Source organism: Sphingobacterium anhuiense (assembly GCF_042686355.1).
Classification (GTDB): Bacteria; Bacteroidota; Bacteroidia; order Sphingobacteriales; family Sphingobacteriaceae; genus Sphingobacterium; species Sphingobacterium anhuiense.
In genome coordinates this window covers 251,135-263,975 of record NZ_JBHUPE010000001.1, presented here as the reverse complement: position 1 = coordinate 263,975, position 12,841 = coordinate 251,135, and the positions used below count along the sequence as shown (strand labels likewise).

At 38.4% G+C, this 12,841-nt stretch carries 11 protein-coding genes; 7 read left to right on the top strand and 4 right to left on the bottom strand.

Translation table 11 applies throughout. The features are described 5' to 3' along the window. The 3 genes from ACFS6I_RS01120 to ACFS6I_RS01110 all read left to right on the top strand — a co-directional run bounded on the left by ACFS6I_RS01120 (position 1) and on the right by ACFS6I_RS01110 (position 929). Positions 1-453 carry a DUF5675 family protein gene (locus ACFS6I_RS01120; RefSeq protein ID WP_380917522.1) on the top strand — a complete coding sequence of 151 codons (453 nt, stop codon included), beginning with the start codon at positions 1-3 and terminating at the stop codon, positions 451-453. Positions 454-544: 91 nt separating this feature from the next. Continuing rightward, positions 545-769 (top strand): hypothetical protein, encoded by a 225-nt coding sequence (locus tag ACFS6I_RS01115; protein WP_380917521.1) that lies wholly within the window; start codon positions 545-547, stop codon positions 767-769. After that, the gene (locus tag ACFS6I_RS01110; RefSeq protein WP_380917519.1) at positions 756-929 is read left to right on the top strand and encodes a hypothetical protein; all 174 of its coding nucleotides are present in this window, start codon (positions 756-758) and stop codon (positions 927-929) included. Before ACFS6I_RS01115 ends, ACFS6I_RS01110 begins: the two co-directional genes overlap by 14 nt. Positions 930-1,070: 141 nt before the next feature. On the opposite strand, the gene ACFS6I_RS01105 is transcribed toward ACFS6I_RS01110, so the two are convergent. After that, entirely contained in the window at positions 1,071-1,886 is an 816-nt protein-coding gene (locus tag ACFS6I_RS01105) for a hypothetical protein (RefSeq protein ID WP_380917517.1), read from the bottom strand. 644 nt (positions 1,887-2,530) lie between these two features. On the opposite strand from ACFS6I_RS01105, the gene ACFS6I_RS01100 reads away from it, so the two are divergent. Together ACFS6I_RS01100 and ACFS6I_RS01095 are read left to right on the top strand one after the other, a co-directional pair. Further along, complete coding sequence (locus ACFS6I_RS01100; protein WP_380917515.1) at positions 2,531-3,406, top strand: hypothetical protein; 876 nt, start codon at positions 2,531-2,533, stop codon at positions 3,404-3,406. Further along, positions 3,403-4,605, top strand: coding sequence for an APC family permease (locus ACFS6I_RS01095; protein WP_380917513.1), 1,203 nt, complete (start codon positions 3,403-3,405; stop codon positions 4,603-4,605). Before ACFS6I_RS01100 ends, ACFS6I_RS01095 begins: the two co-directional genes overlap by 4 nt. 53 nt (positions 4,606-4,658) lie before the next feature. Here the strand turns inward: ACFS6I_RS01095 and ACFS6I_RS01090 are convergent, their stop codons facing one another. Genes ACFS6I_RS01090 through ACFS6I_RS01080 form a run of 3 tightly spaced genes read right to left on the bottom strand, consistent with a single transcriptional unit; the run spans position 4,659 to position 10,339 of the window. Then, positions 4,659-6,215, bottom strand: a complete 1,557-nt coding sequence (locus ACFS6I_RS01090; protein WP_380917512.1) for a DUF6850 family outer membrane beta-barrel protein — start codon at positions 6,213-6,215, stop codon at positions 4,659-4,661. A 36-nt stretch (positions 6,216-6,251) separates the two neighbouring features. Beyond that, on the bottom strand, positions 6,252-7,490 hold the full coding sequence (locus ACFS6I_RS01085) for a DUF4876 domain-containing protein (protein ID WP_380917510.1): 1,239 nt from the start codon (positions 7,488-7,490) through the stop codon (positions 6,252-6,254). Between the two features lie 17 nt (positions 7,491-7,507). Then, positions 7,508-10,339 (bottom strand): TonB-dependent receptor, encoded by a 2,832-nt coding sequence (locus ACFS6I_RS01080; protein WP_380917508.1) that lies wholly within the window; start codon positions 10,337-10,339, stop codon positions 7,508-7,510. Positions 10,340-10,826: 487 nt separating this feature from the next. Here ACFS6I_RS01080 and ACFS6I_RS01075 point away from each other — a divergent pair, with 487 nt between their 5' ends. Together ACFS6I_RS01075 and ACFS6I_RS01070 are read left to right on the top strand one after the other, a co-directional pair. Beyond that, positions 10,827-11,408 (top strand): RNA polymerase sigma factor, encoded by a 582-nt coding sequence (locus ACFS6I_RS01075; protein ID WP_380917506.1) that lies wholly within the window; start codon positions 10,827-10,829, stop codon positions 11,406-11,408. Positions 11,409-11,458: 50 nt separating this feature from the next. Further along, complete coding sequence (locus ACFS6I_RS01070; RefSeq protein ID WP_380917504.1) at positions 11,459-12,658, top strand: FecR family protein; 1,200 nt, start codon at positions 11,459-11,461, stop codon at positions 12,656-12,658. Positions 12,659-12,841 lie beyond the last annotated feature (183 nt).

Below are 12,841 nucleotides of genomic sequence, written 5' to 3'. Positions count from 1 at the left end.
ATGGTTAAGAAATCTATATTAAAAGTGCTGCGTAAACAGCAGGGGAAGAATAGTACCCTGTCTGAAATCTACCTGAATAACCAGTTTATCTGCTATGGGCTGGAAGATATCCCCCGCACGAAGAAGATACCGGGAAGTACTTCCATTCCCTTGGGTATTTATCCCTTGGGTTTTAATAAGGATGGCGGCATGAACGGTAACTATTATGACCGTTTTCCGAAACTGCATCGGGGTATGATCGAGATCAAGGATATTCCTGCTTTTAGCTATGTCTATATCCATATCGGCAATACGCACAAAGAAACTGCGGGCTGTCTGCTTGTAGGAACGGGTTATGTCTTTGAGCATGGAGACTTTCGGTTGGTGCAGTCGGTAACGGCGTATAAGAAATTGTATGGGATGCTGGTGGATTTGCTGGTGGAAGGAGAGGTGTTTATTGAAGTGACGGAGTAACTAGTGACAGAGTAACGGAGTGACGAGGGGAATACTTTGTTAAATAACTTACTAACGATCTAACCTTATAACCTTCTAATAATTAAAAAACATGAAAAATATAATTCAAAAAATAAGCCGTGCGCTGCAGGTTGTGCTAATAGCGCCGATTAAGTTGCCGGGAAAGGCATTGAATATTATTAAATATATCGCTCTGGGTCTAGGTGTGATAGAAACGGTGCTGGATGATAAAGACAAAAAAGGAGAGGAGGAGTCGCCACCAATGGCGGAGGATTCTTCACAAAAAGAAAAGGAGGTACAGGATGAAATGGAATGATATCCGGATAGGCGCTATTGGGGGTACTTTGTGTTCGATCTGGGCAAGCTTTTCTTTAGGGGATGTACTGCAAACAGCTTTGATGGCTGTGGTGGGTACTATGGTGAGTTTTGTGACCAGTAGGCTCTTAGGGAGAGTACGGCGACGTAAAAGCGACTAGATTCTTCTCCTTATTAAAATGAGACGAGATTAATTTTAAAGGTTCACAAACTAAAGGGGATAGCTTTTTACTATCCCCTTTATTATAAAAGGTATTGTTTATACTTGATACTTTTCTTTTATAAAAGGGACGTCGCTTTTCTTATTTACTAGGACCTTGATCTAATGCAAAAGTTATTTTCTTTTCATCTGGATTATAGTACATTCTTTGAAATAACTGTAGAAAATGGAAAGTGCAAAAATTAAAATCCTTTAGATACTCTTCACCAATCACAAAATTCTTAAATTCATAATTATTAATTGTAATACTATCAAGGGTCATGATTTTTTTATGTCTTTTTTTGGGGCTTTGATCTTCTAATTCTACAGTCCTTAGGGAATTAAATTTAATTTTGTTTGTATTCTTATTAAATACTAATGATGGTGATAGTGTAAAAATTTTATTAGTTTTGATAGTAATGCTATTTGACCACCCAGTATCAAAAAGAAAATCTCCTTTCATATTCCCATCAAAATTCAATGTGAAAAATGGTACTTTGGAGAATTTTAGATTATTAAAATAGGGTATTACGAGTGCTCTTTTTTCAGTTTTTTCTTCTGGAAATTTTAAATTTGAGATCTTAATTATTTTTTTTTGAAAATCTATTTTCCAATGTAGTGTAGAAATAATATCTTGACCTATAACCCCAACAATTCCTGCTTTATGATTGTCTTTTATTTTACTAAATTGATTTACTCTTATCTGTTGTGCTGGGATTTTATATTCACCAATCGTAGCGTATTCCATATTTGCTATTTCTGATTCCACGAAGAAAGTTTCTTGACTATGATGTAAGGTGTCTATAGCTTTAAAATTTAAGATCTCGATTGGGATATTTCTAAGTTTTACCTGATCTTTTAATATTATAGAAGCGTCGGCACCAGTATCCCAAAGAAAGAGATAGGTTGAATCTTTCATGGTCACAGGTATTAATATTTTTGAAGAGGTGCTGGATTGGATTAAAGGTATTTCATATTCGAACCTCTTTGGGCTCATGCGCTGTGCTATAAATTTATAAGCGATAAATAGGAATATAATTAAAAGTATAGGGTATAGGTATTTTTTCATTGAAGTCTCAAAAAAGTTGGTTTAGTAGATGGCGCTTTATGTAATAATTTCTAAAGTTTTTAAAGATATAGTTTTCAATATATAAATGCTATTTACTAAGTACAATTCTTTTCGTTTCTCAAAAAGTATGCTGGATGAAAAATAATCCATTTTTGCTTGATAACGGATTTCATGGCAATTGGAGAGTTATTAAAAGTAACTAATTTTCATTAAACCCTTTATTTTGACGTTTTGATGTACAGTATTTTTTATGTTTCTTATCGTTTCCTCTTTTTTGTTTCGTCATCCAAAAGTTTTGAGTGCATTTTGATTTTCTACTGTACTACGTCAATCCATTTTGCTGCTTTATAAACAGCAGGTCTGCTATAGCTTTCTATGATATAACAACTTTATTTAAAAAGGACTACTCTTTAAATAAATTATAAATGCAACAATATTGCTTTTAGAATTTTCAATCAGTACATTTGTATGCATAAGAAATACACATTTATCATATGAAACGTAGTCAGCGCTTGTTCGCATTAATTTTTTTATCTGTCCTAACCGTGGTTGCAAATAACTCCTGTCGGACGGTTCCAAACAGAAATCTGTTATCAAAAAAAGATGACAGCTCCATACTTCGCTTGCGAGATTCTATTTTGCAGGCGGGACTTGATGGTGAAGCTTTGTATACCATTCTTGGTCACATTAAGCCTATGAGCAGCGTTGTGGCTTTTAACTTTCCAATTGGCAATCGTGATAGCAGTAAAAGGCTGGAAGGGAATATTGTAACGGGTGAAAAACAGTTTCGTGAATTGGATACACTTCACCAGATTCAGCAGGCGTTAAATTTGATTCAAATTCCTGACCTTAAATTTGTTCTTGTTCCTTATCGATCGGGGTACAGCTCTTCACGGGTACTGCAAGTGACCGTGTTACGTATTTCTGCTGTAGACAGTGTGCTCAGTGCAAGAAAATCGTTCTTTGGACAATATGGTTTTGTGCCCGGTACGGATCCTGCAGTGCTGCTTACGGTCAATGAGTACGAAAAACGCTATGAAAGGCTTCGCGGGTATGGCTATTTATTTGGCTATCCGGACTATGCGGTAGATTTTTTCGTTAAAGCTTTTCAACAATCGGATAGCACAGGTATACATGTTGAAAGAAACTTTTTTCAAATTCCGACTTACGCTCGTGAAACCGGGAATTTTGTATATGCGTACCCCAAAGACCAGCTGCCATCAGCTATCGATTCGGCAATTTATAAAAGTGCGAAACATGTTTTAGAAAATTATAAAGCATTACGTGGGCATTATTTAAACCAAGATAGCACAGTGCGAGCTTATGACTTAATCCAAGATCATGCTAAAGCGATGAACAAAAAGAAATGACTAAATATTCCACAAAAGTAGGGTTATTGGGTGCGATTGCTCTTGTTGTTGCCAATATGATCGGAACAGGAATTTTTACAAGTTTAGGTTTTCAATTAGAGGGTGTCACTTCTGTATTTCCGATTATGCTTTTGTGGTTTATCGGTGGGCTGACTGCTTTCTGCGGAGCGGTCAGTTACAGGCAGTTGATTCGCTATTTTCCTGATTCTGGAGGAGAAACTTACTTTGTGAGCCAGCTCTACGGTAAGCAGGCGTCCTATCTAACAGGGGTTATCACCTTAATATTTGGATTTTCTGCACCAATTGCGTTATCTGCGCTCGCGTTTGCAAATTATTTAATACCTACAACGTTATGTAATGCCGCAATTGTGGCCTCGGCACTGGTTATCGGTATCAGTGTCATGCATTCCATCGATATTCGTACAAGCAGCCGTTTACAGGCCATCTCTTCTGGTTTTAAGGTGGTTGTGTTACTGATTTTTATAGGTTTTGGGTTGAGTGCCGGTAATCAAGGAGCTGTGCGGATCCAACCGAGTGAGCGTGATATAGATGCGATATTTACCGTGCCCTATATGTTATCATTAATGTATGTTCACTATGCATTTTCGGGATGGAATGCAAGCGTCTATATCTTCCGTGAAATTAAACAGGATACGGTCTTATACCGGTCTCTATTTTTGTCTGTGGCTCTGGTCACAGTCTTATATATGTTGCTGAATTTCGTGTTTTTGACTTCGTCTGGTATAGCACAACTTAAAGGCATGGTCGAAGTAGGGGAAGTGGCTGCTAAAAATATTTTTGGCAGTACAGTAGGCCGTGCATTTTCTGTTGTCATCGCGCTACTGCTTGTATCGGGGATCAGCGCAATGGTCTGGGCTGGTTCTCGTGTTTCGATGAAGGTCGAAGAACTTTTTAAGGGAACTATTTCTCTCGTTGAAATCCCCAGAAAGCATATCGTAATCCAGGCGCTTGTCAGTATTTTATTTATCTGGATTGTTAATTTTGAAACAATTCTTGCGCTCACATCGGTCGTCTTATCCTTGTGTTCGGTAGTACTGGGATTGTTTATTCATGATAAAAGGCAGGGAGATCGGGCAGATTTATCGTTATTTGTTAAAATCTGTGCGATAGGCTATTGTTTAGTCATCAGCACTTCCAACCTTTATCTCTTTTATGCTGCTGTTATGGCTTACATTTAAGAAATTACAAATGGAAGCATGTTTTTTGTATGCTCCCATTTGTAATCCTTGATCTAAAAGTTTATCCCAAGGCTCACTTGGTAGGAGGTTCGTTTATCAAATGTTTTGCTTGAGGGTTTCATTAAACTTCCCTCAGCCTGAATATAAAGTTGCGATAGCTTATTTTCCTGCACTTGACGCGAATAGCGGACCGGAATGTGTAAGCATAGCGCATCGCTCTGCATCCAGGCTAGATCATTATTTTCGAGCTTCGTTACGGTAGGATATTCAGGGAAATTTCCTTTATAATGATAGTTTGCACTGATGCGCTGACGATAGGATGTCTGTAAACCGATCATTAATCCTTGTTCGAGGTGGGAAGATAATAGGATCTGTCTCTCGGTACCTAATTGATATAAAAATGTTTCTGATTTTTTATTACTACCGGGGATGATATAGCGGTCGTCAATCTTTTCATATTGGATACCCCCATTAAATTTCCATTTATAGCTAACATTTTTCTTATGTAAGAATGTATAGTTCAGACCACTGATTGTCGTGCGGTATGTGGATCTGATATCTTTTGATAAGATGTCCCAATAATTTTCCTCCTCACGGTTGACACGTTGTAATACATATTCGATGCCGTTCATATCGCGCTGATAAAAGGTTGCATTTATGCGATGGAGCCGTACGTTATCTTCTTTGAATAGGGAAGCGTTTGCGGACAGAATTTTTCGTGATACAGAGCCCACAGGCATCGGACTGCTGTAGGAGCTGTTGACATCTTCTACTTCCCATTTGTAATGGCCGCTGAGAAGAACGCGAACCGATCCACTGTATTCATAGTGCAAACCTAGCCCCCTGGAATTGCCCATATAGTTATACAATCCACTTCCTCCAAGTGCAGCTATGGAATGCCCCAGCCCCATAACGGTATAGTATTGTTGGTTGACATAGGTATTGACCAAAGATTGAGCAGACTCTTCTTTCGTATCTTGATATATAAAACTCGTTCCAAGATGGTGTTTGCCTAAATGATACATGATACTCGGACTCAGGTAGAGGGAGTAATAATAATTTTCGGCTCTAATATCACGCTGTTTTGCTCCGGATGAGGCTTTATATTGGCTTTCTAATCCAAAAGTCCAGCGATCTTTGTATCTCGGGGAAGCTACAGCAAAGTCCAAAGTATAATGCTGGTTGCGCCAATCACTACTGTTGGTATCTGCGACTAAAAAGGGCATTCCTCGGTAAGGATCGATAAGTGAAGCATTAAAATCGACTTCATTCAATTGCTGCCGTTTATATTTAAATCCGCCTTCCAAATAGAACTGGCCGAGGTTTAAATTACCGCGAGTGGCGATTGTTTGTTCATTTGCTGATCTAGCTTGCTGAGGACGCCTGAAATCTCCTTGATCAGAACGATGTGCAAGGTATAAAGTGGAATAGTGTAGCACTGAATCTAACGTCAATGCCGCTGCAACTCCTGTATGTTGCCAAAGCCGTCTACTTTCATTTAAGGAAACGGATGAAGGTTCCAATGAGTTGGGGCTTTTCTGTGCATGTAACTGCGTACCGCTTAATGCTGCGATCAGTGTTAAATAGACTATTTTAGAAGATATTTTCATTTTTTATTCATTGCTAGGTGATCGTAATTTTTTAGCTTAGTTCGCATGGCTCCAGTTCGGTTTTTTTTCGCCATTTCTTCTGAATTGAGGAGCAGTATTGCGTTCAAAGTCATCCGTACTATTATTTGTATCCATGTAGAAAGGTCGGCCATCTTCTTTTTTCTCCCTGACTTTACGGGCTACTGCCTGTCCGATATATGTTGCTCCGACGTACGTCATACCGGCATCCACTTCAGCAGGAACTCTTTTGGCGGTGATCATATTGGCATTGTGTCCTGCCTCCACAGCATCTAAAAGATAGCTGCGTGGTATTTTGGCAAAAAGTTGGGTACCTGTGGTTCCCAGATTTCTGGTCCTGAGGTTTATATTGTTTACAGGATCCCAGTTTGATGCCTCTGGTATGCGAAAAATAACATATGCCGCTCCAAAGACCGAGGTCAGGTATTGCGGTACAGATCCTTTGGATGAATTGCCATTATAAAATACGTGCTGCATATCCAATGCAGGCTGATTGGGGAAATTGGGATTGTCCATGTTAAATTCAAATTCAGCTGTCGAACAATCGATTGGTGATGAAGGGTTGTATTGTGCGAGTTTATGGTTTGCTGCAAATTGGGCTATATGAATGGATTCGCCAGGAAGTAGGGGATATTCTTTTCCTGTACCGGGAATTTTCCAAACGCGGTCACCATAAACGTATTTGTCTCCATCTTCAGTCGGCCATACAGGTAATACTTGGGTGGCTATGGTCGGAGTCAAAGTTGCAAAGTGTAAACCGTCTAAGTAAACCGTTTCCTCTGAATTGTTGTATATTTCATAAAATTGATCCCTAAAATAGAAAGGTGCTGACCCTGAGTAATAGATCTGACTAAATACTAAAGGGCTCTGTTTGAGTCCGCTTACAGCTAGATTGAGCTGCTGGTCATTTTTTACAATACCATAATTGACCACACCTGCATTTAAGTAATATGAATCTTCAAGATCATCCTTTCGCAACCCGGCGATGTTGATGCTATATAAGCCCGGGGGAAGGCTATCCATAAGGAGCTGACCCTGAGCAATGGTTCCGGATCTTACGATTCCCTCTTTAAAATTGGTGAACTTGACCGTTAATCCGTCCAAATTTGAAATTGTTGGTATTGTTGATGTTGTTTTGACTTGAATTTTGTAATACTGGACAATCGGTGTATCCAGTGCCGAATTGATTTTTTTACATGAACCAAAGAGTAATAGGATACTCATGGCAAGCCCTATATAGTTTTTAACTGTTGACATGATCTGATTTTTATAAATTATAATTTGAAAGAGAGTTCCATCCCAAAGTAATAGGGAACATTTCTTTTGTAATAATATCCTTTTACACGTTGTGATGATGCGATCTGATAGTGTCTGAACATGTTGTTTGCAAAGAATGAAATGCGTCCAAGATCTGCGATCTCTTTACTGATATTGATATGGAAAGAAAGGAGCGGACTGAATGACTCGCTAATGGCATTTAACCGGTTGATATTACGTATTAATGGTTTAAATTCGGGGTTTTCACTTTGCGCAGGATCGAAATCATGAACTTTTCCGTCGAATTTTGAGATATACTTAATGGGGATAGAATCATTCCCAAACGTGTTCCAGTTACTTTCATTCCAGATGACCTGGGTACGCAGTGTCACGACAAATCCTATTTTGGGGATATTGTGGGTAGTGGTCAGGGTGGAAGTCATAGACTGCTCATAAGAACGGCTTATGTTGGGATCATACAGGGCAATATGTGTTCGTCCAGCACCACCAGTTGTGCTATTGTCGTCAAAATAATGATAATCATTGGAGTAGCTTTCGTTACGGATCCAAGCACCGTTCAAAGCAAATTCGGTCCGGATATTTTCAAATCTTCCGAGAGAAAAGTCAATTTCAACTCCCTTGGTATTGATCTGCCTGTTGTTGGTGGGCATATTATATTTTGCCAATACAGGGTTGTTTGCCGCTACTTCATAGATGGGCTTACTGTTATCACCTGTCCGCTCATATTCTATATAACTGACGGGTTTAAAAGAGTTTTGAGTGAGTCCCATTGCATAGCCATTTCTCAAATGGTCGCGAAAGGCGGTGATTGAAAATTTCTTTTTACCCAAAAACAGATCTGTACCGATTTCGATACGTTCATTGGAAGCGATATTAAGGTTCGTGTTTTTCGTCTCAAAACTTCGTGTTGTGGTCATAAAAATTCGCTCTTCTTCTGCGAGATATGAATCTGCCATCTCGTTGATATTGATGTATTCAAAATAAGCAGCTTGCGGGTAGAGGTAAAGTAGGCTGGGACCCTTTGCTAATTTACCGTATGCCGCTCGAAAATTAAGTGTACGCGGAACCAGTTCATAGTTTAGATTAATACGTGGGGACAAAGCTTGTTTATTGGTTGAAAAAACATCATATCGAATTCCTGCTGCTATCGCTAATTGGCGTTCGCCGAGATCCATGGAAAACTGATTTTCAGCATAGGCACCAAACTGGTTAAATGCAGGAATGTCTTGGAATGCTCGAGGTCGATAAGTCGAGTTTACATAAGACAGGTTGCGGTAGGGCGGTGCTGTTGGTGAAAAAACAGTTCCCTTTCCGAAGTTTTTATTGATTCTATAATCGGCACCTATTGACCACTTATTTTGAGTATTTCCGATATTATTGAAAAATGTTGCTTTCGCTTTTAAAAAGGTACTGAATTCTTTGCCGTATATATTGTACATACCGAGATAAGTACTGGGCAAATAGTGTGCATAATGATCAGTAAGGGTCAAACTTTGAGGGTTTAGAAGATGACCATCGATATCATAAATCGGCATGCCGGGTTTGTTTGTGAGCACGGTCCCGTCTTCTTTGGTCATGGAATAGGGTGCTGTCGCTGAAGTCTGCTGTTCCTGTGCAAAGGCGGTTTTGTTGGTGTAAGCAATGTTGGCGACATAGTTGATGTTTTTAAGCCACTTTGCAGTGAAGGAGAGGTTTCCTTCTGTATTGAAAGATAAGCCCAGATCACGTCCGCTGGAAGCTTTCATGGTTACGGCATCATCCGGATTTTGTCTACGCGTATCTTTTCCAAAAAGCACACTTAAAGTAGAGTTTGTACGCAATCTTTTATCAAAAAAAGAATTGCTGTATTGGCCGTTTGCATTGAACCGCTGATAACTCAGGTACGATTGTACCGGATCATTGGTATTCTTGGCATAGTCTAAAGCGATATTTAATGCACCGGCATCTTTTCCAAGTAAAAGACCTTTTGAGAGGGATAGTTGGTATATATTCGGATTGGTCTTCGCATTGATTCTCAATGGCGCTTGTCCAGCCTGCGTTTTGACGATGACCAGTCCGTTGGTAATATCACCGTGCTCAACACTTGGTACACCACGTATGATCTCGATCGATTCGATATGATCGACTGCAAGTAGTCGCGTATCAAAACCGCCGCTGGGGTTAGCTCCGCCGGCTAAGGGTGCCGTATTTCCGGCAACAGTAGCGGAAATAGTCTGGAGATTGGCATTGTTGTTCATTGGAGCACCGTTTAACACGATACCGGTGCCAAATGCATTTGCGTTACTATTTGAACCGACCACGTTACGGATATTGATCTGTTTACTACCGGTGAGATCCTGATTGCTGACCGTTCCGCCAGGTAAAAGCGCCATGACATCAGCCAAACTATTTGCCTGTAGATGATCCAGTGCGTTGCGCGAGATCAGGGAAGAAGTACCATTATAGCTGTTTTCATTTTTTGCAGTTACATCTGCTTCTTGCAGTCTGAAATTTGTGGCTCGAAGTACAAATTCAAGATGGGGTATTTTACTTGAAAAATAAACTACTGTATCGGAAGTAACTCTTCCAACATAAGATACATTTATTTTCAGTTGTCCAGCAGGAATGGCAGAGAAGCTGAAGTTTCCATTGTGGTCTGTTGTGGTGCTAAGTCCTATGTTCTGAATGGCGACTGTTGCATTCGCCAGCGGTTTTTTGTTTGCTCCGTAATCTTGCGAAAAGATTGTTCCTTTAATTTGATGGGATTCTTGTGCAAAAACGGAAGTGGAATTTAAACCTGCAAGAACTACCACTAGACTGGGCAGATGCTTAAATTTTTTAACGATCATTTTTATTCGGCTAAGTTTTGACAAATATAAAGGTATATATTGTAAATGCAACTAAATTGCTTTTAGAAAATTACTTCTTTTTATTAAAATGCTTTTTACAAGATTATTGAGTAGAAAAAATATGGAATTATGATGCTCCTCTAGCGGAGGCAAATTAAGGTAATGAAGAAACAAGTGAAGAAGTAACGAAGTTAATAGTGACACCGTAACGAGTGATGTTGTAACGGAGTTAAGAGTAATAGTTTCTAACCTGCTAACTATCTAACCTCATAACTTATTGTAATAACTGATTATGATTAAATACATTGCGCTGGGGCGGGCTGGAGATTGTAATGGATGATAAAATGTATAGATAGAAACTTATCTTTTTGTATTTACAATCGATCATAAATTTGTAGGGCGGGATTTCTTAAGTAATTTTGTTTTTCTAAATTTTATGATAATTTTGACCTTAATTATTATACATACCTAATTATTAATCAATAAAATGCAACCAGTAGAGGAAAGGAAAAGGGTTAAGGAGCTAATTGAAGGGAGTACTGAAGCTTTTGAAGACTTATATCATCGTTATAGACCCTTAATCTATACCGCTATTTTTAAGTTGATAAAATCGCACGAATTGAGTCAGGAAATCTTTCAGGATGTATTTATTCGAATCTGGAATCAAAGAGACAGACTGGATCCTGATAAATCTTTTAAATCTTATCTCTATATGATTGCTCAAAACCTGGTTTATGATCATTTACGTCAGTTAACTGCCAATAGAAAGAAATTAGATACGTTTAAAACCTATTACCTAAAAACCTCTGGAAATGATACGGAGAATGCTCTTGATCTAAAAGAAACTCAAGCTTATTTAGATAAAATATTAGAGCAGGTGCCTGAAAAATGCCGTCAAGTATATATTCTCTGTAAATTGGAAGGAAGAAGCTATGAAGATGTCTCCAAACTGCTCAATATTTCGATTGCTACAGTAAATAGTCATATTGTTAAGGCATCTCGTATAATAAAAAAGAATTGGAAATCAGATTATTACATATTTATTTTGTTTTTTTACATTTTTAAGTAATTGGTTTTTCGTTACGATTCGTATTAGGTACAATCAATAACAATAAACCATTGTCTGAAAAAGAATTAAACCAATTATTCGTAAAATTTTTGCGGAAAGAATGTACTGAGCAAGAGTTGGATCTTTTGTTTCGGTATTTTGCTGACGACCAATATGAAGGAGAGGTAAAGAAACTCATCGAATCGAACTGGTCGCATGACTTAAGTGATGATCTTGATTTTCAATTCAAAATGCGCCAGTCATTTTTGAAAACAGATGCCTATTTGAACAAACGGATAAACCCTGCCGAAGAAAAAGGATTCTTCAAAAAAAATATCAGATGGATTTCTTATGCTGCAGCTTGCCTGTTACTTGCAAGTTCAGTTCCTATGTATAAATTTTTCTTAAAGGCAGATGGAGTCTCTTCTGTCGCTTCAAGCTCATTAGAAAAAAAATCGATTCAATCGAAGCTTTTGTTTGCCAATGGTGATGTGGTCTATTTAGATTCAATAGCCCATGGTCCAAAACTCCTGTATGAAAATCAAGAAGCTCGGATCGAGCAATTATCAGTCGATAAAATCCAAGTTCTCACTAAAAAAGGAACTGAAGAAAAGGGTATAGAATGGGTAAGTCTTGATGTTCCTAAGGGTAAGCACATGGAAGTATTATTGGCAGATGGCAGTGTAGCGCTGATCAATTCGATGTCGCAGTTTAAATTTCCAATGATCTTTCATCATGAGCATAGAGGGACTGAACTTGTGGGTGAAGGATATTTTGAAGTGGCTCATAATAAAGAACAGCGATTTCTAGTGGAAACTCCGAATCAATTAATCCAGGTTTTCGGGACGAAATTTAATGTGCGCAATTATTTAGATGAAGAAGCGGCTTCCACAGCGTTATTTGAAGGTAAAGTATCTGTAAAAGTGCTAGAAGGCGACCGTATTGGATCAGAACGTATGCTTAGACCTGGGGAGCAGCTGGATATCGAGAAAAATCACATGCAAATAAAGCAGCAAGCAATTGTTGATCATGATGAAATATTGGGCTGGACGACAGGCAAGTTTATTTATAACAATACGCCGTTAAAAATTATGCTGAAAGATCTGACGCGTTGGTATAACGTGGAGGTGGACTGGGATACTGTGCCCGACCTACGCTTTCAAGGGAAAATTCCCCAAGAACTTACGATTGATGAGGTTGTGGAAGTTCTAAATGAAGTAGGTGGCCTCAAAATAAAATTAATAAATAACCAATTAACTTTTAAAATATGATTATGATAAAAAACAAACACGATTAAAAAAAGGAATCGGATGTGGTACCAGCACATCCGATAATGCCAGGAAATTAAAAAACGAATCTTATAACCTAACCTTACAAAAGTATGAATTTAAAAATTCTATACAAGAAATTGTATTATGCGGTCTATTGCCTAAAATTTAAGCATAGACCAATTA